General features: G+C 57.3%; 17 protein-coding genes. 6 read left to right on the top strand and 11 right to left on the bottom strand.

Going from position 1 to position 21,062, the window contains the following annotated elements:
* The 3 genes from B3B59_RS20160 to B3B59_RS20150 all read right to left on the bottom strand — a co-directional run bounded on the left by B3B59_RS20160 (position 1) and on the right by B3B59_RS20150 (position 3,317).
* A complete protein-coding gene (locus tag B3B59_RS20160) occupies positions 1-237 on the bottom strand; it encodes a DUF1272 domain-containing protein (RefSeq protein WP_263616468.1) in 237 nt (78 codons plus the stop codon).
* 64 nt (positions 238-301) lie between these two features.
* Positions 302-2,086: a diguanylate cyclase gene (locus tag B3B59_RS20155; protein ID WP_286809843.1), complete on the bottom strand. Its 1,785-nt coding sequence runs from the start codon at positions 2,084-2,086 to the stop codon at positions 302-304.
* 121 nt (positions 2,087-2,207) lie between these two features.
* A complete protein-coding gene (locus B3B59_RS20150) occupies positions 2,208-3,317 on the bottom strand; it encodes an AI-2E family transporter (protein WP_046886726.1) in 1,110 nt (369 codons plus the stop codon).
* 398 nt (positions 3,318-3,715) lie between these two features.
* Here B3B59_RS20150 and mmuP point away from each other — a divergent pair, with 398 nt between their 5' ends.
* Both mmuP and mmuM read left to right on the top strand, forming a co-directional pair.
* Positions 3,716-5,116, top strand: a complete 1,401-nt coding sequence (gene mmuP / locus B3B59_RS20145; RefSeq protein WP_046886727.1) for an S-methylmethionine permease — start codon at positions 3,716-3,718, stop codon at positions 5,114-5,116.
* Positions 5,103-6,035 (top strand): homocysteine S-methyltransferase, encoded by a 933-nt coding sequence (mmuM, locus tag B3B59_RS20140; protein ID WP_286809842.1) that lies wholly within the window; start codon positions 5,103-5,105, stop codon positions 6,033-6,035. The genes mmuP and mmuM overlap by 14 nt, the downstream gene beginning before the upstream one ends.
* A 191-nt stretch (positions 6,036-6,226) precedes the next feature.
* On the opposite strand, the gene fbpC is transcribed toward mmuM, so the two are convergent.
* The 6 genes from fbpC to B3B59_RS20110 all read right to left on the bottom strand — a co-directional run bounded on the left by fbpC (position 6,227) and on the right by B3B59_RS20110 (position 14,022).
* On the bottom strand, positions 6,227-7,273 hold the full coding sequence (fbpC, locus tag B3B59_RS20135) for a ferric ABC transporter ATP-binding protein (protein WP_212477082.1): 1,047 nt from the start codon (positions 7,271-7,273) through the stop codon (positions 6,227-6,229).
* Between the two features lie 4 nt (positions 7,274-7,277).
* Positions 7,278-9,356, bottom strand: coding sequence for an ABC transporter permease (locus tag B3B59_RS20130; protein WP_286809841.1), 2,079 nt, complete (start codon positions 9,354-9,356; stop codon positions 7,278-7,280).
* Positions 9,357-9,421: 65 nt separating this feature from the next.
* Positions 9,422-10,453 (bottom strand): ABC transporter substrate-binding protein, encoded by a 1,032-nt coding sequence (locus B3B59_RS20125; protein ID WP_040076991.1) that lies wholly within the window; start codon positions 10,451-10,453, stop codon positions 9,422-9,424.
* 11 nt (positions 10,454-10,464) lie between these two features.
* On the bottom strand, positions 10,465-11,766 hold the full coding sequence (gene uhpC, locus B3B59_RS20120) for an MFS transporter family glucose-6-phosphate receptor UhpC (RefSeq protein WP_286809840.1): 1,302 nt from the start codon (positions 11,764-11,766) through the stop codon (positions 10,465-10,467).
* A gap of 85 nt (positions 11,767-11,851) precedes the next feature.
* Entirely contained in the window at positions 11,852-13,393 is a 1,542-nt protein-coding gene (locus B3B59_RS20115; protein WP_286809839.1) for an MASE1 domain-containing sensor histidine kinase, read from the bottom strand.
* Entirely contained in the window at positions 13,393-14,022 is a 630-nt protein-coding gene (locus tag B3B59_RS20110; protein ID WP_286809838.1) for a response regulator transcription factor, read from the bottom strand. The genes B3B59_RS20115 and B3B59_RS20110 overlap by 1 nt, the downstream gene beginning before the upstream one ends.
* 240 nt (positions 14,023-14,262) lie before the next feature.
* Here B3B59_RS20110 and tauA point away from each other — a divergent pair, with 240 nt between their 5' ends.
* From tauA to tauD, 4 genes are read left to right on the top strand one after another with little or no spacing between them, the layout of a single operon-like run.
* Complete coding sequence (tauA, locus tag B3B59_RS20105) at positions 14,263-15,225, top strand: taurine ABC transporter substrate-binding protein (protein ID WP_286809837.1); 963 nt, start codon at positions 14,263-14,265, stop codon at positions 15,223-15,225.
* An 11-nt stretch (positions 15,226-15,236) separates the two neighbouring features.
* Positions 15,237-16,004: a taurine ABC transporter ATP-binding subunit gene (gene tauB / locus B3B59_RS20100; protein WP_286809835.1), complete on the top strand. Its 768-nt coding sequence runs from the start codon at positions 15,237-15,239 to the stop codon at positions 16,002-16,004.
* Positions 16,001-16,828 carry a taurine ABC transporter permease TauC gene (tauC, locus tag B3B59_RS20095; protein ID WP_286809828.1) on the top strand — a complete coding sequence of 276 codons (828 nt, stop codon included), beginning with the start codon at positions 16,001-16,003 and terminating at the stop codon, positions 16,826-16,828. The genes tauB and tauC overlap by 4 nt, the downstream gene beginning before the upstream one ends.
* Positions 16,825-17,676: a taurine dioxygenase gene (gene tauD, locus B3B59_RS20090; RefSeq protein WP_207293075.1), complete on the top strand. Its 852-nt coding sequence runs from the start codon at positions 16,825-16,827 to the stop codon at positions 17,674-17,676. Before tauC ends, tauD begins: the two co-directional genes overlap by 4 nt.
* Before the next feature lie 69 nt (positions 17,677-17,745).
* Here tauD and B3B59_RS20085 read toward each other — a convergent pair whose 3' ends face one another.
* Together B3B59_RS20085 and hemB are read right to left on the bottom strand one after the other, a co-directional pair.
* Positions 17,746-19,458, bottom strand: coding sequence for a lysophospholipid acyltransferase family protein (locus B3B59_RS20085; protein WP_286809827.1), 1,713 nt, complete (start codon positions 19,456-19,458; stop codon positions 17,746-17,748).
* Between the two features lie 130 nt (positions 19,459-19,588).
* Positions 19,589-20,563, bottom strand: a complete 975-nt coding sequence (hemB, locus tag B3B59_RS20080) for a porphobilinogen synthase (RefSeq protein WP_207293077.1) — start codon at positions 20,561-20,563, stop codon at positions 19,589-19,591.
* Between the last annotated feature and the right edge of the window lie 499 nt (positions 20,564-21,062).

The raw sequence follows: 21,062 nt of genomic DNA, 5'->3' as shown, positions 1-21,062 counted from the left end.
TTACGCTGGCCGCTTCGCATGCACCCGGGTAAGAGAAGCGGGGAATTTCTCAAGTTTGTTGGCCGGGCGAATCGGCCGTCTCACCAGTTCGCCTCCGCAATTTGGGCAGCGATTGTCCAGCGCGTGTTCAGCGCACACTGCGCAATAAGTGCATTCAAAAGAGCAGATTCTTGCCGCCGTTGATTCAGGCGGCAAATCGACATCGCACCATTCACAGTTGGGACGTAATTCCAGCATGGCGTGCTCCTGTAAGTGAAAAAACGGACTGCGTTATCGGCCCTGACTTTTTTAGCGCGGATCGTTAACCCGCCTCCAGCATGCCGAAACTGACAATTCGCGAACGGCCCAGCTCCTTCGCGCGGTATAGCGCCACGTCGGCCGCGCGCAGCAGGGTATCGCTCTGAGCATGTTCCGGGTAGCTGGCGATGCCGATAGAGACGTCAACCGGGCCAAGTTCAGCCAGGCCATAGCGCAGCGACAACCCCCGTACCCCGTCATAAATTTCCGTTGCGCAAGCGTGGGCGGCAGCTTCATCTGCCCCGGCGAGCAGCGCCAGAAACTCCTCGCCGCCATAGCGGAAAGCAAGGCCGGATTCATGCACGGCGCGCTGCACAATCGTCGCCACGCTTTTAATGACCAGATCGCCCGCCTCGTGACCAAAACGGTCATTAATGCTCTTGAAGTGATCGATGTCGATCATCAGGCAGCTCACCGGCTCCTTATTACGCATCGCCTGCGCCATTTGGGTTCGCAGGGTATCTTCCAGATGATGGCGGTTGCGCAGGCCGGTCAGCGGATCGAACAGGGCTTTTTCCAGCAGGGCATCGCGCAATCTCTGGTTAGCCAGCGCCAGGCCCAGCGCCTCTGCCATTAACTCCAGATAAGCACGCGACGGAGCGTTTTCAGGGGTAAGGTTCTGGAAAGAGAGCAGCCCAATGGCTTCTCCCTGGGCGATAAGGGGCACGCATAAGGATTGATGTGCGCAGGATGCCGGCAAGTGATAGCAGGTGATATCCGGCTCACCGCTCCTCGGAGGGTGGCTCTGCCCGCGCCGTACCGCCCAGCATGCATCCGGATGGAACGCCGTTTTGTCCCCCTCTGGTGCCAGCCATTCCGCGGCGCAGCGCATCTCCCAGAGTTCGCGATCGAGAATATATAAGCGCCCGGAAACGCCAGGCGCGATATTGGGGGCAAACAGCTTCGCCACGTTAATGACATCCGCAAAGTTCTCGCATCCCTGCAGGCGCTGCGTCATCCGTGCCAGCAGTTCGCGGATGGCCCAGTCGGCATCGCGCTCTTTTTCCAGCCGCTGTCGGGCCAGGCCGTTTTCACGGAAGATACGGATGGCCTGCGCCATATCGCCAATTTCATCGATCTGATTGAAGTTCGGCGTTTCAACGGCGTAATCCTGCGAAGCCAGCCGGTGCACCACGTCGCTCAGGCGCACCACCGGGTGCAGGACGCGGCGTTTAAGAATAAAGCCCAGCACGAACAAGAAGAGCAGGGCGGTGAGGCCCACCATCACTTCCGAAGCGGTGCGCAACGTTTTTGATTTGTTGGTGGCGGCGTGAACGTCGGCGATGATTCGTTTGTCCAGCATCTGGCGAAAATGGTCAATTTGTCGCTGGGCGCGTTCAAGCTCTTGTTCATAAGGTGAGCCATAAAGCAGGTCCAAGGCCTGTTGCTCTTCCCCCCTGGCCATATCCGCCAGTGCCGCCTGCTGTTCGTCCTGCAACTCATCGATAATTTGTAATCCGTCACGCAGCAGGGAGAGCTCTTCAATAGAGGCGCCATTATCCTTCAGCTGCGTCAGCCGGACTTCCACGTTCTTCAGTTCGCGGGCCTCCTGCCGGTACGCTTCCAGTGCGGAGGGATCTTTTTTGATGACAAACAGGCGGGCTAAGTCAGACAGCCTCCAGGCATCTGTTTCGATCTCTTCGCTGAATTGATCAAACATCTGCCGCTGTTTCACGGCCTGACGCTCAACGTTGTCAGCATGAGAAGCCATTAGCATCACAATGCCTGAGGCGATAGTCAGACAGACGGTGGCGCCGTAGGCCCAGTTGGTAATCGTAGCGATTCGCACCTGTTGGATCCTTTTACGACGAAAGTGGGGTGGCGTTCTTTCAAATTATAGAAAATGTTTGATTTCAGCTAATAAAAAAGGCGGCACAGTGCCGCCTGGTTTATCGTTTACCGATGCCCCTTCACAAATCGGGCGGGGTTTTCCCCTCTTCAAGGAAATCGGCATCCAGCTCTTCGGTGTTGCCAGCATGGTCACGACCGGAGAAGAGATTCCAGCAGGCGATAAACAGCGCCGCAATCAGCGGGCCAATCACAAAGCCGTTGATCCCGTACAACTCCATACCGCCGAGGGTGGAGATAAGGATCAGATAGTCTGGCATTTTGGTGTCCTTGCCCACCAGCAACGGACGCAGAATGTTATCCACCAGCCCAACGATAATCACAAAGAAGCCGACAATAAACAGCCCTTGCCACAGCTGGTGCGTGGCGAAAAGGAAGATGGCGGCAGGCACCCAGACGATAGCCGAGCCGACGGCCGGGACGAGCGAGAGGAACGCCATCAGCGCGCCCCACAATATGCTGCCGTCGATACCGACAATCGCGAACGCAATCCCGCCAAGCGTGCCCTGAACGACTGCCACTACCGCTGTACCTTTCACCGTTGCCCGTGAGACGCCGACGAATTTGGCAAACAGGTGCTCTTTCGCAAAGTTGCTCAACGGCAGCGAATCCAGGATCTGGCGTACCAGGTAAGGCCCATCCTTCAGCAGGAAGAAGAGCAGATAGAGCATAATGCCAAAGCTGATGGCGAAGCCAAATGTGCCTTTGCCGATCAGGAATGCGCTGCCAGCCAGGTACTGCCCACCCCGCAGCGCGGCTTCAGAGAGTTTTTTCTGAATCTCCGCCGCATTCGCCAGGTTGTGATCGGCAAGAAAGCCGCTCGCCCAGCCGGGCAGGCGGTTAAGGATACCGGCCACCACTTCCGGGAACTGGGTATTGTTTTGCTGAAGCTTGGTGTACACCACGTTCAGCTCAATGGCGAGCGACGAGAGGATCACCATCAACGGAATAAAGACGATCAGGCAGATAATGCACAGGGTCAAAAACGACGCCAGACCGTTGCGCTCGCCCAGCAGGGTGCGCAGTTTGTTTTTCACCGGGTTGAAAATGATGGTCAGGATGGCCGCCCACAAAATGGCAGAGAAGTAGGGGGAGAGCACATCAAAAAAAGCCCAGGTGACAAGGGCGAGAATAAAGATGAAGAAACCTTTGGTCAGTCCGTTAAATCGCATAGTGAATCCTGATAACTAAGTAACTGTGACGACTATAGAACCCTTTAACGGATTTACCAATAATTGCGCGCGTGCTTCATCAGATAAGCGGGCGGGCGGGGGCCCGGGTCCAGTAATGGCCTCTAAAGACTGCGTAAGGCATACAAAGGTTTAGCAAACAGTAAACAGATACCACTTTCGCCTGACCGAGAAAGTTTGCCCCCCGCGCCATGCTGTAAGTATCTTCTTGCGGAGGACATTATGGCCTGGCGACCAATACTCTACGTGATCCTCACAGCTCACCCCAGACTCAGCGCACGACGTGCCCGGCTGCGGCTGGTTGGCTAGCTTTTTGTTAACAATCGCGGTATAACACACCTTCTTTGGATGTTTAGATGTCCATACGTTTAGAAGGTAATATGCAAACAGAACACGAAAATGGGCAGCTAAAGCGCACCATGAAAACACGCCACCTGATTATGCTCTCGCTGGGTGGGGTCATTGGCACAGGGTTATTCTTCAATACCGGATACATTATTTCGACGACCGGCGCGGCGGGCACGCTGCTGGCGTACCTGATTGGCGCACTGGTTGTGTGGCTGGTGATGCAGTGTCTGGGCGAACTTTCCGTCGCGATGCCGGAGACCGGCGCATTCCACGTCTATGCCGCCCGCTATCTGGGCCCGGCGACCGGGTACACCGTCGCCTGGCTTTACTGGCTCACCTGGACGGTCGCGCTCGGGTCAAGCTTTACCGCCGCCGGATTCTGCATGCAGTACTGGTTCCCGCAGGTGCCCGTCTGGGTGTGGTGCGTGGTGTTCTGCGTCGTGATTTTTGCCCTTAACGTCATCTCTACCCGGTTCTTTGCCGAAGGGGAGTTCTGGTTCTCGCTGGTGAAAGTTATCACCATCATTGCCTTTATCATTCTCGGCGGCGCGGCGATCTTTGGGTTTATCCCGATGCAGGACGGCTCTCCCGCGCCGGGCCTGAGCAATATCACCGCTGAAGGCTGGTTCCCGCACGGCGGCCTGCCGATCCTGATGACCATGGTGGCGGTGAACTTCGCCTTTTCGGGAACGGAGCTGATCGGCATTGCGGCGGGGGAGACCGAAAACCCGCACAAGGTGATTCCGGTAGCGATCCGTACCACCATCGCCCGGCTGATCATTTTCTTTATCGGCACCGTCTTTGTGCTGGCGGCCCTGATCCCGATGCAGCAGGCCGGGGTAGAGAAAAGCCCATTCGTGCTGGTCTTTGAGAAAGTGGGTATTCCTTACGCGGCGGATATCTTTAACTTTGTGATTCTGACGGCAATCCTTTCGGCGGCGAACTCGGGGTTATATGCCTCTGGCCGGATGCTGTGGTCGCTCTCGAACGAGAAAACGTTGCCGCGCTGCTTTGCCCGGGTTAACAAAAATGGCGTGCCGCTGACGGCGCTGTCGGTATCGATGCTGGGCGGCGTACTGGCGCTGTTCTCAAGCGTGGTGGCCCCGGATACGGTATTCGTCGCGCTCTCTGCCATTTCCGGTTTCGCGGTGGTGGCGGTGTGGATCAGCATTTGCGCTTCGCACTTTGTCTTCCGCCGCCGTCATGTGCAGGCTGGCCTGCCGCTCTCTGACCTGCACTATCGGGCGCCGTGGTATCCGTTAGTGCCGGTGCTTGGTTTTATCCTCTGCGTAGTGGCCTGCGTCGGCCTGTGGTTTGACCCCAGCCAGCGCATTGCCCTTTATTGCGGACTCCCCTTCGTCGCCCTGTGTTATGGTGCGTACTACCTGACCCGAAATCTGACAACGCAGGAGCATCAACATGTCGCAGAATAATCCGCTTACCGCCATCCTCGAAAAACAACCCTTTGTGGTGCTGGATGGCGCGATGGCAACGGAGCTGGAAGCGCGCGGCTGTAATCTTGCAGACGGCCTCTGGTCTGCCAAAGTGCTGGTGGAAAACCCGGATCTTATCCGTGAAGTGCACCTTGATTACTATCGTGCTGGCGCGCAGGTGGCGATCACCGCCAGCTATCAGGCCACGCCTGCAGGCTTTGCGGCACGCGGGCTGGACGAAGCGCAATCCCGGGCGCTGATTGGTAAAAGCGTGGAGCTGGCGCGCAAAGCGCGCGAGGCATATCTGGCCGAGAACGCCCAGGCGGGCACGCTGCTGGTGGCGGGCTCCGTCGGGCCCTATGGTGCTTACCTGGCGGATGGCTCCGAATACCGCGGCGACTACGTGCGCAGCGCGGAAGAATTTACCGCGTTCCACCGCCCACGGGTAGAGGCGCTGCTGGACGCGGGGGCCGATCTGCTGGCCTGCGAAACCCTGCCGTCATTCCCTGAAATTAAAGCGCTGGCCGCGTTGCTGACAGAATACCCCCGCGCCCGGGCATGGTTCTCGTTTACCCTGCGCGACAGCGAGCACCTGAGCGACGGCACGCCGCTGCGTGAAGTCATTGCTGTGCTGGATAACTTCCCACAGATTGTGGCGTTGGGTATCAACTGTATCGCCCTGGAAAACACCACGGCGGCGCTGCAACATCTGCAACGCCTGACGGCATTGCCGCTGGTGGTCTACCCGAACTCGGGCGAGCACTATGATGCGGTGAGCAAGACCTGGCATCACCACGGTGAAGCGTGCGAGACGCTGGCGGGGTATTTGCCGCAATGGCAGTCGGCCGGAGCGAAGTTAATTGGCGGGTGTTGTCGGACGACGCCGAAGGATATTGCTGAGTTATATGCGCTGCGCTGAGTTTTGTGCAGCTTGATGCCCTCACCCCGGCCCTCTCCCACAGGGAGAGGGAGAAAACCGCGAAAAGACGAAAACCGAACGCTCCCCTCTCCCACAGGGAGAGGGAGAAAACCGCGAAAAGACGAAAACCGAACGGTCCCCTCTCCCTTGAGGGAGAGGGTTAGGGTGAGGGGGGAGACGCGCGCACAACCTCACGCCACGTCTGCCAGCACAAACATCCCGTACGGATGAATCTCCAGGTAATACGACTCCCCCAGGTCCGGCTGTAGCCGCGTGGCATTCACCTGCAACAAAATTTCCTGCCCGTGCCACTCCACAATCACTTCATACTGCGGTCCCATATAGGCCACGTGGCGAATCACGCAGCGCTGGCTTGCCTCGCCGTGCTGACTCAAGGTGATGGCCTCCGGGCGTACCCCAACGGTGCCTGTTCCCTGCGCGGCGAAATGCAGCGGACGGGGCAGCCGGTAGCCGTGGATTTCCACCGCCTCTTCACTGAAGTTCGCCGGAAAGAGGTTGGCATCCCCCATAAAGCTCGCCATAAAGCGCGACGCGGGCTGACGGTAGAGATCCTGCGGGGAGCCAATCTGCATAATATTGCCTTTGTTCATCACCAGTACGGTGTCAGAGACCGCAAACGCCTCGCTCTGATCGTGGGTCACATACAGCGAGGTGATATTGAACTGCTTCTGCAGCTCGCGAATTTTATCGCGCATGCTGCGTCTGAGGTTGGCGTCGAGGTTACTCAGCGGCTCATCAAAGAGCAGAACTTTGGGTTTGAGGATCAGCGCACGGGCCAGCGCCACGCGCTGCTGCTGCCCGCCGGAGATCTGATCCACATAGCGATCTTCAAATCCCTCCAGGTCCACCATCGCCAGCGCCTCCTGGACGCGGGTTTTAATCTCCGCGCGCGAGACGCCCAGCATCTTCAGGCCGTAGCCGACGTTCTCCCCCAGCGACATATGCGGGAAGAGGGCGTAGGACTGGAACACCATGCAGATATCACGCTGCTGAATGGAGCGGTGTGTCACATCTTCACCGTCGATATAAATCTGCCCTTCGGTCGGCTTCTCCAGTCCGGCCACCAGACGCAGGACGGTCGTTTTGCCGCAGCCAGATGGGCCAAGCAGCGTCACCATTTGTCCTTGCGGAATCGCCAGGTTGATATTCTCAATCACCGTGTTAGCGCCGAAGCGCTTGGTCACGTTACGCAGTTCAACGAAATGTTTCTGAGTCATAGTGTTACGCCTGGTTTTTGGCTTTTGAACGGGAGATACGTGCCTCACCGATCAGCCAGTCAAAGAGGAAAATGATCGCCAGCATGACCACAATCAGGATCGAGCCGTAGGCAATCGCCACGCCATATTCGCCGTCTTCCACGCGGTTCAGAATGTAGGCCGTTGCCACGCGGGTATCCGGCGTGACGAGGAACACAATGGCGCTGACGGTGGTAATAGCGCGCACAAAGCTGTAGATCAGCGCCGACAAAATGGCGGGGCGCAGCAGTGGCAGCAGGATGTGGGTAATGGTTCGCAAGCTCCCGGCACGCAGACTGAGTGAGGCTTCATCCAGCGACTTGTCGATCTGACCCAGCCCGGCGATCCCGGCGCGAATGCCCACCGGCACGTTACGCATCACCATGGAAATAATGACGATGGCGGCGGTGCCGGTCAGGTACACCGGCGCGCTGTTAAAGGCCAGAATATAGGAGACGCCAGCCACGGTGCCCGGTACGGCGAAGCAGAGCATGGTGGTGAACTCGATAGTCTTTTTCCCTTTAAACTGCTGGCGCACAACCACCCAGGCAATCAGCAGACCGAAGGCGGCGGTGATCGGCGCGGCGATCCCGGCGTAGAGCAGCGTGTCGAGCAGCGAAGGCCATGCGCCGTCGCTCATGCCCTGGCCGAACAACTTGATAAAGTTATCCAGCGTCAGGGTGTAATCCACTCCCCAGTTGACGGTGAAGCTGCCGTAGAAGATGCTGCCGTAAAGCAGGGCGTTGAAGGCGATCCACACCGCCAGCAGCGCGATCACGCTCCACACCAGCGTCACCGGTAGCGGCTGCACATCACCGCGGTAGGATTTACCGGAGACGGTCACGTAGGAGCGTTTGCCAATCCACATGTACTGGATACAGAACACCAGCAGCGAGAAGAGCAGCAGGAAGGCACCCAGCGTACTGGCCGCCTGATAGTCCAGCTGCGAACCGGTGATATAGAAGTAGATTTGCGTCGCCAGCACGTCGAAGTTGCCGCCCAGCACCAGCGGGTTACTGAAGTCCGCCAGCGACTGGACAATGACAATTAAAAAGGCGTTGGCCAGCGCCGGTTTCAGCAGCGGCACGAAGACGCCGTTAAAGGTCTGCCAGCGGCTGGCGCGCAGCGTATAGGAGGCCTCTTCCAGCGACGGATGAATCGTTTTAATGGCCCCGTCGAGGATCATAAAGGCCATCGGCGTAAAGGCCAGCACCTGCGCCAGCCAGATGCCGGTAAAGCCGTACAGCCAGTTGGTATTGGTTAAACCGAACCACTCCACCATAAATTCGGTCACATAGCCGGAGCGCCCCATCATCAGCGTTACGCCTAAGCCCACCACAAACGGCGGGGTCACAATGGGCAGAATGGAGAAGATGCGGCCGATGATCGCGCTGCGTTTGGCGATACGGGTGGTGTAAATGGCCAGCACCAGCCCGAAGAAGGTGCAGCCGATACCGACGGCAATCGACAACAGAATGGAGTTAATGATCACCTGAATGATGTGCGCCTGCGAGAGCACATTCATAAATGCCAGCGGAGCAAACTCGCCGGCATCGTTGGTAAACATCGGAATAAAGATGGCGATGCTGGGCCAGACGATAAAAATGCCGATCAGGGCAACAATGGTGATAAGGGATCCAATGACAAAGCGGTCACCGCCCAGCCACTCCAGGCGGGTAAGGGCCAGGGTCATGATGGCACCCAGCGCCACGAACAGCACGATGGTGGCATAGCCTAAACCGCGCCCTTCCAGGGTAGCGCTTATGACCACAAACGCCATGCACAGTAGCGCCCAGCCGGCGTCCAGATAATGGCGGCTGCGCTGTTCGCGTTTCGCTTCGTTAAACGGACGCACCAGCAACAGGCTTGGCAGCACGTACCACAGCCAGCTGATATTAACCTGCGACCAGCTGTAGGCGTCGAGGATCTCGTCGCTGGTGGACTCCAGCAGGCCGTAATCAAGGCTCCAGCTCGGCAGCAGGGCAAAGGCCAGCCAGCCGAGTAAAACCCAAAGGAATACCGCATCCCGTTTTTTGACGGGATGGAGAGCGAGTGTGTGTGACATAAGTTTTCCAGGTGTTGGAGACCCGGCGGCAAAATGGCGCCGGGTGATAACCACTGTTTGCGGGCTTATTTACCCATCTTCACGTCGCTGACCCATTTGTTGATCAACGCTTTTCGCACATCCGTGGAGCCATACTTATCCATGTCGTAACTGATCAACTTCAGATCGTCGAGCTTGAGGGAGTTCGGCGAAGTTTCCGCCGTGGTGTTGGTCAGGATCTGATAGGATTTGCCTTTCTTCCATGCCAGCTCCTGAGCCTCTTTCGACAACACCCAGTCGACGAACAGCTTCGCGTTCTCTTCGTTACGCGCCCCTTTCAGAATGCTCACGCCGCCAATTTCATACCCGGTGCCTTCGCACGGGGAGATCAGCTCCAGCGGCGCCCCTTGCTCTTTTTCCAGGGAGTAGTCGTGCAGGAACCCGATGCCGATGGCCGTTTCGCCGCGTGCGGCGTTACGCGCCGGGGCAATGCCGGATTTGGTGTACTGAGAGACGTTACCGTTAAGCTGCTTCAGGTAGTCGAAGGCCTGATCTTCACCCCACAGCTGGACAAAAGTTGCCAGCGCGGTGTAGGCAGTGCCGGAACTTTGCGGATCGGCAATCTGGATCTCGCCTTTGTATTCCGGTTTGGTCAGATCTTTCCAGCACTGAGGCACCGGCAGGTTCTTCTCTTTCAGACGCTGGGTATTCACACCAAAGCCGAGGATCCCAACGTAGACCGCCGAAGAGAGGTTGCCCTTCACTTTGGCCGGATCGCGGAATTTCTCCATGATCTGCTCAAGATTCTTCGATTTGTACGGCTGCAGCAGCCCCATTTCGCCCGCCTGAGACTGCGGATCCAGGGTGCCGCCATACCAGACGTCGGCCTGCGGGTTTTTCTTCTCGGCATCCACCTTCGCCAGCGTGCTGCCGGAACCGTTGCGGATAAACGAGGTTTTGACGTCGTACTTATCGCCGAACGCTTTGGTCTCGGCTTCGCACATTTCGTTGGTTGCGCTGCAGTAAACCACCAGGCGGCCTTTAGCCTGTGCGGCACCCGTTAAGGTAGCCAGCGCGATCCCGGAAGCAATGAGGGTAGAGAGAAGTGTCGTTTTCATTATTCAGCCTTTTATGACGTTATGTGACTGCGAGAAGCGGTGATGCCCGCCATCAGCAATGGCATCAGTAACAAACCCATCAGCACGGCGGCGATCGAGAGCAAACTGAACATTCCCGACCAGCCGTAGCGTTCGATAACCTGCGACAGCGGCCACCCGGCTAGCGCGGCCCCCAGATAAGCGAACACGCCAAGAAAACCGGTAATCGACCCTGCAGCCTGTTTATGTCCACACTCCACGGCGGCAAGGCCAATGAGCATTTGCGGACCAAAGACAAAAAATCCCACCGTAAAAAAACACATCGCCAGCAGGGCGTAATGGTGGACCGGCGCCAGCCACAGGGCGGCCACCGACACCATCAACCCCAGCGTGAAAAGCAAAATCATCGGCGCACGCTGACCACTGAACAGCAGATCCGATCCCCACCCGGCAAAGAGCGCCCCCAGCAGTCCGCCCACTTCAAAGAGCATCACCGTAGCGTTAGCGCTCAGCAGGTTTACCCCGTGGCTCTCTGCCAGCCAGATATTCCCCCAGTCGTTCAGGGCGATGCGGATGAGATACACCAGCACATACGACGCCCCGAGCAGCCAGATCATCGGGTTTTGCAGCATGGTGCTGCGTAACATCTGCCACAAACCCATCGGCGGGCTCTGCTGTTGCTGGCGTAACTCGAGCGGATCGTTACGCCATTCGCCGACCGTCGGCAGACCCTCTTCCTGCGGTGTGCCCCGCAGTTGTGTGGTCAGCCACAGGCCAAGCATGATGCTGATTATCCCCGGTGTCAGCATCGCCGCCTGCCAGCCCCACCAGTGGGCGGCAGCGGCACAAATCAGTGGAATAATTGCACCACCAATATTGATGGAGGTATTCCAGCATCCCCACCAGAAGCCGCGCTCATTGCGCGAGTACCAGTGGGTCAACAATCTGGCGCAGGGCGGCCATCCCCATCCCTGGAAGAAGCCGTTCAGCGTCCAGATAAACAGCAGCAGCGGGAAGGCATCGCTAAAGGTGAACAACACGTTCAACACCCCTGTCGCCAGCAGCCCGATGCCCATAAATGCCCGCTGACCGTGGCTGTCGTGCCAGAGTCCGGCGGCAAATTTCGACAGCCCGTAGCTCAGGTAGAAGAGCGAGCCAATCAGCCCGATATCACTCTTACTCAGCCCCAAATCCATCTGCAGCGCGGGTAACACATAGTTAAGGCTTTTACGCGTCAGGTAGAACGCGGCGTAGCCAATCACCATACACAGCAGCAGCCTGGGGCGAAGCGCCCGATAACGTTGTGAAACCTGTTCGGCAGACAGTACGTGCATGATCTTCTCCGTTTGAGCTGACTCTAGTTAAGCGCGACTGAAATGGGATGAGAGAAAGTCTGGAGTGACTAAGACTTTTTCCTGGTTAATGCGGTGTTTGTTGCAAATTTGTGGGCAGGTTAACAATTACGCGCGTCCCCGCGTGGGATTCCAGCGTCAAATCGCCACCCAGGGCAGAGACGCGCTCACGCATCCCCTGAATACCAAACCCGGCTGGCTGCTGTGAACCCATCCCGCTGCCGTTATCACGCACTTCAAGATGCAGCTGATCATGGCGCTGACAGAGCAGGATCGTCACCTCGCTGGCGTCGGCGTGCTTGCTTACGTTATTCAGCAACTCTTGCAGCAGGCGGTAGAGGGTGAAAATGACGGTTTCACTCTGCGGCGGGGCAGGGAGCTGGTAGTCAAACCGGCAGGTGATGCCGCGCTCGGTAAAGGCAAACTCATTCACCAGATGATGTAGCGCCTCCTTCAGGGAGAGCTCATCCAGCACCGGTGGGCGAAGCTGGCGCAGTAGCTGGCGGGTGGAGTGATGAATACGACGTGCCAGTTCGTTAATCTGACCGGCGGCTTCCACGGCCAGCGGCGTATCGCCCGCCCGTTTCACCAGCTGAGACTGGATCTGGATAGCGGTGATGTTCTGGCCAATCTCATCATGCAGTTCGCGCGCAAGGTGCTTGCGGGTATCTTCTTCAGTATGGATCAGCTTTTCTGTCAGCTCTCGCCGGGCCTGTAACTCCGCTTCCAGCCGACGGCGGTAGCGGTCAAGGTTCATCGCCAGATGCTGCTGGCGGCTGATGGCGATCCCCAGACCCATCCCCAGCAGAGACTGGGTGGCGAGGAAAATCTCCAGCTCCAGCAGATCGCTAAATCCGATCCCGACCTGCCGGGCAATGGTGATCATCATGCTGCCGAGTAACCCGGAGAGTACGCCGCCCTGCCAGCCAAATTTCCACGCCATCACCACGTTGGGCAGGAATACCACAATCAGCAGTAACCGCTCCAGCGATGGGGAGAGCACCATCTGGGTGCCGATGCCGATAATGAAAAAGAGGCTGCACCAGATAATAAGGGACGTCCGCAGCGGCGGGTTGCTGGTATCCAGCCCCAGCAGATGATAGCGATGCTGCTGGCGCAAAAATTCAAATACCAGATAGACAAACGGAGTAAGCAACACCCCACCGGTAAACGAGGCCAGTAATAGCAGGGTAGCGGGGCTTTCCAGAAACGGTGACAACAGCAGGGTTTGCAGCAGGGCATTAACCGTTACGGCCGCAATCAGCATCGAGAGACGTTGCCAGTAGAGGGGAAACGCGTGCCAGTAGCGCTGGGCTAACCAGGCGCTGAGCAGGCCGGTTAGCGGCACCGCGAGCATGACTTGGTGGGTAAGTAATTGCTCCTCGTGCAGCCACAACAGCGCCGCCAGCACGGGCAGGATCAGCGCCGGCCAGTAGCGGCGTGCGAGCAGAATCAGCAGGGCCAGATAAACGCCCTGTGGCAGAAAAAGCGCCGCCTGCTGGCCATTGTGGGTGAGGTAAAAACTGAGCGTCCATAGCATCAGCCAGCCGGTGCCCCAGGCCAGCATAATAAACAACGAAAGAATAAGATGTCGCAGTGGGCGCCGCATCAGTGGCCCGTGAGTAACTGGTTGTCGAGTGCAAAATGCACCAGCTCAATGGTGCTGTTGCACTGTAATTTGCCAAGCACGTTGGCGCGATGGACGTGTATGGTTTTGTGGCTCAGGGCCAGTTTAAAGGCAATCTCTTTGACGCTCTCGCCTTTGACCAGCAGCTCAAACACCTCCCGTTCGCGTGGGGTGAGCACGTTGAGCACGCTGGACGTCGGCTCGCCGCCGCGCAGCGCTTTTACCGCATCGGCACATAAATAGTGGCCACCCATGCCGACGGAGCGTACCGCCTGTACCAGCTCTTCCGGGCCACAGCGTTTGGTCAAATAGCCGCTGGCGCCCGCATCAAGCGCGCTTTGAACAAACGCCGGCGTGTCATAAATGCTCAGAATAATGGCGCGAAACTGAGGGCGTAGCTGACGCAGCCGCTTAAGCAGGCTCAGTCCGTTCTCATCGGGCATGGCGACATCCATCACGGCGACGTCAATCGCGTCCCGTGAGAGGGCTGGCCAGGCCTCAGCGGCGCTGCTGTACTGGCCTTCGACCACCAGATCATCTTCCAGATTTAATAGCTGGGCGAACCCGGAACGGACCACTACGTGATCGTCTACCAGCACGACTTTGATCATTTCAGCACCCATTGCACAAGAGTAACTCTATGATGCCCGTTGCCGCCGGGCTGGCAATGCTGTGGCTGCGGTTATGTAACGGATGTAACAGAATTGCAATAAAGCGTTCCGTCAGTTTTTAACTATCTTTTGCCGCTTTTTTTCTAAAAACGAATCGGAATGAGCGATGCGATTTTGTTCCTTTATGAAAATGATCTCGCCGGAAATACTGCTCCCATAACAACAAGGGGGACAGAGACTATGGCGATTTCATCGAGAATGACGTTACTCGGCGCGCTGGCGCTGTGGGCATTTCAGGCGCAGGCGGTGGATGTCACCGTCGCGTACCAAACCTCTGCCGAGCCGGCGAAAGTGGCCCAGGCGGATAACACCTTTGCAAAGGCGAGCGGCGCCAACGTGGACTGGCGCAAATTCGACAGCGGGGCTGCTATCGTGCGGGCGCTGGCTTCCGGCGATGTACAGATTGGTAACCTCGGCTCCAGCCCGCTGGCGGTGGCGGCCAGCCAGCAGGTGCCAATTGAAGTTTTTCTGCTGGCGTCCCAGCTTGGCCAGTCTGAAGCGTTGGTCGTTAAGAAAAGTATCACGAAGCCCGCCGATCTTATCGGCAAGCGCATCGCCGTTCCCTTTATCTCCACCACCCATTACAGCCTGCTGGCAGCGCTCAAACACTGGGGCATCAAGCCGGGGCAGGTCCAAATTCTTAACCTGCAACCCCCGGCAATTATTGCCGCCTGGCAGCGCGGCGATATCGATGGCGCCTACGTCTGGGCACCTGCCGTGAATGAGCTGGAAAAAGAGGGTACCGTGCTCACCGACTCCGAAAAAGTGGGGCAGTGGGGGGCGCCAACGCTCGACGTATGGGTTGTGCGCAAAGACTTTGCTGAAAAACATCCCGAGGTCGTCAAGGCCTTTGCCAAAAGCGCCATCGACGCCCAGCAGCCCTACATTGTCAATCCGGATGAATGGCTGAAACAACCCGATAATCTGGAAAAACTCTCTCGTCTGAGCGGCGTACCGAAGGCGGACGTGCCGGGGCTGGTGAAGGGCAACACCTACCTGACCCCTGCCCAGCAGGCTCAGCAACTGGCCGGGCCGGTGAATAAAGCGATTGTGGATACCGCAGGCTTCCTGAAAGAACAAGGCAAAGTGCCGGCGGTAGCGGCAGATTACAGCCAGTACGTTACCGACCGCTTTGTCAAATAAGGTTGCCTGCGATGCTGAATATTACCCATCTGTCTGCGGATTACGCTGGAAAGCCCGCACTGGAAGAGATCAATCTGACGCTCGACCGCGGTGAGCTGCTGGTCGTGTTGGGGCCGTCTGGCTGCGGTAAAACCACGCTGTTGAATCTGATTGCCGGGTTTGTTCCTTATCAGCATGGCAGCATCCAGCTGGAGGGAAAAAAGGTCCAGGGGCCAGGCGCGGAACGTGGCGTGGTGTTTCAGAACGAGGGGCTGTTGCCCTGGCGTAACGTGCAGGAGAACGTGGCCTTTGGCCTGCAGCTGGCGGGCCTTGGGCGTGAGCAGCGCCTGACCGTTGCCCGGGAGATGCTAAAAAAAGTGGGGCTCGAAGGGGCGGAAAAACGCTATATCTGGCAGCTTTCTGGAGGCCAGCGCCAGCGGGTGGGAATTGCCCGCGCGCTGGCGGCGAATCCGCAGCTTCTGCTGCTGGATGAGCCCTTTGGGGCGCTCGACGCCTTCACCCGTGAACAGATGCAAACCCTGCTGCTGCGTCTGTGGCATGAGACCGGAAAACAGGTGCTGTTGATTACGCACGATATTGAAGAAGCGATATTTATGGCCACGGAACTGGTGTTGTTATCGCCCGGGCCTGGACGCGTGCAGGAGCGCTTGTCGCTCGACTTTGCCCGTCGCTACGTGGCGGGTGAGCCGGTGCGCAGTATCAAATCCGATCCGCAGTTTATCGAGCAGCGCGAATATGTGCTGAGTCGCGTGTTTGAACAACGGGAGGCATTCTCGTGAGCATTGTCTTCGGTGAAAATACGCGGCGCTCGCGCTTCGCATTACGCTGGCCCTTCTCCCGTCAAATCACGTTGAGCGTGAGTACGCTGGTGGCGCTGCTGGCCGTGTGGTGGGCCGTTGCGGCCCAGCAGTGGATCAGCCCGCTCTTTCTCCCCCCGCCGGGTCAGGTGCTGGAAAAACTGATCAGCATCGCTGGCCCACAAGGCTTTATGGACGCCACGCTCTGGCAGCACTTAGGGGCCAGCCTGGCGCGTATTCTGGTGGCGCTGCTGGCGGCAGTGGTCGTCGGCATCCCGGTGGGGATCGCGATGGGGTTAAGCCCAACGCTGCGCGGCATTCTGGATCCGCTGATAGAGCTTTACCGGCCGGTGCCGCCGCTGGCCTATCTGCCGCTGATGGTTATCTGGTTTGGGATCGGTGAAACCTCAAAAATCTTGCTGATCTATCTGGCAATTTTTGCTCCTGTGGCGATGTCTGCCCTGGCGGGGGTGAAAAGTGCTCAGCAGGTGCGGATTCGTGCCGCGCAGTCGCTTGGCGCCAGCCGCGTGCAGGTGCTGCTTTTTGTGATTTTGCCCGGTGCTTTGCCGGAAATTTTAACCGGGCTGCGTATTGGTCTTGGCGTGGGCTGGTCGACGCTGGTGGCGGCCGAGCTTATCGCCGCCACGCGTGGGTTGGGGTTTATGGTGCAGTCGGCAGGAGAGTTCCTGGCGACTGACGTGGTGCTGGCAGGTATTGCGGTGATTGCCGTGATTGCCTTCGGATTAGAACTGGGGTTGCGCGCGTTACAGCGTCGTCTGACGCCCTGGCATGGAGAGATTCAATGAGTGAACGTCTGACCATTACCCCGCTGGGGCCGTACATTGGCGCGCAAGTCTCGGGCCTGGATGTCAGCCGCCCGCTGAGCGATAACCAGTTTGAGCAGCTGTACCATGCGGTGCTGCGCCATCAGGTGGTCTTCCTGCGCGAGCAGGCCATCACGCCACAGCAGCAGCGTGCGCTGGCACTGCGTTTTGGCGATCTGCATATCCACCCCGTCTATCCCCATGCGGAAGGGGTGGAGGAGATAATTGTGCTGGATACCCATAACAATAACCCGCCGGATAATGACAACTGGCACACCGATGTGACCTTTATCGATACGCCACCTGCCGGGGCGATTCTGGCGGCGAAACAGTTACCCGAAACGGGCGGAGACACGCTGTGGGCCAGCGGTATTGCGGCCTTTGAGGCGTTATCGGCACCCTTCCAGACGCTACTGAGCGGACTGCGAGCGGAGCACGATTTTAAGAAATCGTTCCAGGAGTATAAGTACCGTAAGACCGAAGAGGAGCACCAGCGCTGGCAAGAGGCGGTGGCGAAGCATCCTCCGCTGCTGCATCCGGTGGTGCGTACCCATCCGGTGACGGGCAAACAGGCGCTGTTTGTGAACGAAGGGTTTACCACCCGTATTGTGGACGTCACCGAAAAAGAGAGCGAGGCGCTGTTACACTTCCTCTTCGCGCATATCACCAAACCGGAGTTTCAGGTGCGCTGGCGCTGGCAGGAGAACGATCTGGCTATCTGGGATAACCGCGTGACGCAGCACTATGCCAACGCGGATTACCTGCCGCAGCGCCGGATTATGCAGCGAGCGACAATTTTGGGGGATAAACCGTTTTATCGTGCGAGCTGATTCCCTTCACCATCTCCTCGCCCCTTTGGGGCGAGGAGATGGGGTAGTACGGTGTTCAGCTTTTCCCTTTTAGGGTGAGGGAGGTAAATGCGCCTCAATATACCGCTGATAGCGGTTCGCCTTCAGATAACACAAATCCACCAGCACCAGCCCATCAACGCAGTTGTTGAAGGCCGGATCGCTGCCAAAATCGATAAATTGCACGCCGCCGGGTTCGCACAGTTCAGAGTACTGTTTATAGAGCGGCGGAATGCCGCAGCCCATATTACCCAGCAGTGATTTCAGCCGGGTCAGGTCATCAACATAATCTACCCCACCAAACTGCGCCAGCACGTCAGGCAGCGACGCGGGATAAGGCTGGCGAGAAGCCGCCAACGGGTGGCTCGCCGGGAACCAGAGGCGGTAAAAGGCCACCAGTAAATCCCGGGCGTCGGGCGGTAGTCCCCCTGAAATTGAGACCGGGCCAAACAGATAACGATAATGCGGATAGCGAGCCAGCCAGGCGCCAATGCCAGACCAGAGATAATCCAGCCCGCGACGCCCCCAGTAGCGTGGCTGAATGAAGCTGCGTCCCAGCTCAATGCCATGCGCCAGCACCTCTTCCATTTTGTCGTCGTACTGGAACAAGCTGTAGCTGTACAGCCCCTCCACGCCACGTTTTTCGACCTGAGCGGCCGTGGGCATAAAGCGGTAGGCGCCAACGATCTCCAGCTCCTCTTCATCCCACAGGATCAGGTGCAGGTAGTCATCGTCATAGCTGTCGGTATCGCGTCGTCTGCCGCTGCCTTCCCCCACGGCCCGGAACGAAATTTCCCGTAAACGCCCCAGTTCGCGCAGAAGCGGGGCCTCTTCCTGCCCGTTGCGTTGCCATAAATAGATGATTTTTCCGTCGCCGGTTTTCCCGAGACACTCCGCCAGCGCCAGCTCTCGTTTGAGCAGCGCCCGATCTTCGGGGCGGGCAATCGCAGAGACAGTTTTAAAGATACCGGGCAGTCCTTTCCCCAAACGCACTACGTGCCGGCGGCACTGCTCTGCCATCTCACGGGGCGATAAGGTGGGGCTAAACCAGCTGTGCCAGGTAATCTGCTCGCCGATCTTAATCGGCAGCGCGCTGTGGCGGCGGCGGAACATTTGCTGCATCAATAACAGCAGGGGAAGGGTAGGGGAGATCAGCGTGGTGGCGTAAAACAGCAGGCTGTTATGTGCCTGAATGTGCACCGGCAGCAAGGGGGCCCGAAGCTTACCGGCGAGTTTAATAAAGCCGGAATGCCACTTTTTATCGCGGATCCCTTTGCGGGTGGGGCGCGACACCTCGCCCGCCGGGAAGAAGATAAGCACACCGGCGTTTTGCAGATGCTGTTCCATCTGTATCAACGACGTTTTCGCCGTTTTACCGCCCAGGTTATCCACCGGGATAAACAGCGAACTTAACGGCTCAAGGTGCGTCAGCATACGATTGGTTACCACTTTGACATCGCGGCGAACGCGCGAGACGGCGTACATGAGCGCCAGCCCGTCGAGAGTCCCTGTGGGGTGATTTGCCATGATGACCAGCGGGCCGTGTTCGGGGATTTGTTCGAGATCGCGGGCGGAGACGGTGCAATGAATATCCAGGTGCTCCAGAACCTGCTCCACCATATCGAGTCCTTTCAGGTGGCGGTGGGTAGCGGCGAACTGCTGAAACTCTTCTTCATAAAATAGCTTTTTTAGCAGGCTTTTTTGCCAGGGCGCAGGCCTCGCCTGAGGCCAAAGGTCATCGAGAACGCTGTCGAGACTAAACATGGTGGCTTCTCCTCCTGTCCTGCCGAGACAGTAGTAGGGCCAGATGTCGTTTCTATTGCAGATTAGTGAAGATTCGTGCGGGGGGGTTCAGGCCGGGCAGGGCAAAGCCGCTACCCGGTCGAGTGGGGGATTAGCGCAGAATTTTCTTCTCAGCCAGATCCAGCGCGAAGTAGCTGAAGATCAGATCCGCGCCCGCGCGTTTGATCGCTCCCAGGCTCTCCAGGATCACTTTCTCTTCGTCGATGGCGCCCGCCTGTGCGGCGAATTTGATCATCGCGTATTCACCGCTCACCTGATAAGCACCCAATGGCAGCTCGGTACGCTCGCGGATGTCGCGCAGAATATCCAGATAGGCCCCCGCCGGCTTCACCATCAGGCAGTCGGCACCCTGAGCTTCGTCGAGAAGGGATTCACGGATCGCTTCGCGGCGGTTCAGCGGGTTCATCTGATAAGTTTTGCGGTCGCCTTTCAGCGCGGTTCCTGCGGCTTCACGGAACGGGCCGTAGAAAGAGGAGGCAAATTTAGTGGAGTAGGACATGATGGCGGTGTCGGTAAAACCCGCCGCATCCAGCGCCTGGCGAATCGCCTGCACCTGGCCATCCATTGCCGCCGATGGCGCGATGAAATCAGCCCCTGCGGCAGCGGCGACAACCGCCTGTTTGCCGAGATTAAGCAGAGTAGCGTCATTGTCTACGCCGTGATCGCACAGTACGCCGCAGTGGCCGTGAGAGGTGTATTCGCAGAAGCAGGTATCGGACATAACGATCATCTCCGGCACGGCCTCTTTGCAGATCCGGGACATGCGGGCGACGAGGCCATCCTCTTTCCACGCATCGCTGCCGGTGGCATCGGTGTGATGGGAGATACCAAAGGTCATCACCGAGCGGATCCCGGCGTTGGCGATACGCTCGATCTCACGTGCCAGATGCTTTTCCGGAATGCGCATCACGCCCGGCATAGCATCAATGGCTTTGTAGTCATCGATCTCTTCTTCAACAAAAATCGGCAACACCAGATCGTTTAAGCTCAGTGTTGTCTCTTCAAACATAGCGCGCAGTGCGGGTGACTTGCGCAGGCGACGGGGACGTGCAATTAAATCGGTCATGGTATGCCTGACGTTTGCGAAAATAAGGAGCACCAGTTTACCTGAACTGCTGCCGGACTGTTTTACTAAAGTTGTCGTTTAGCCTTAAGCCCCGGATCGGTACGGTACCCGCGGGTTTATGAACCTGATTAATGTCAGGAAATAAGTAGGGCAATAATATCGTCATCCTCAAAAAGTGTTTTCTTTATGTTATTTCTTATCTAACGCCTTGTGACTAACGGGTAATTTATCTTTCATGTTTCTTTTTAATATTCATGATAATTTTTTTTCGCTTTGTTGATTTATTTTTCTGATCTTTCGTTTTTTACGCTGTATCTTTTGTTTTAATATAACAGCTTGTTTTTAAATTGTTTTTTAATTTATTTTTGTCGATTAAAAAGTGTTTATTAATTCTGTCTGTTTTCGGACATAATTCATCGATTCATTGAACCATTTTGTTTTGAGGCGGCATAATTCATTGCGCAATTTATTTGCTGTGTATTTATGGACAAACTTGCTT

Origin of the sequence: Leclercia sp. UBA2479, from assembly GCF_002341985.1 — a bacterium.
Taxonomy (GTDB): Bacteria; Pseudomonadota; Gammaproteobacteria; order Enterobacterales; family Enterobacteriaceae; genus Enterobacter; species Enterobacter pneumoniae.
This window is presented reverse-complemented; position numbering and strand designations above follow the sequence as displayed.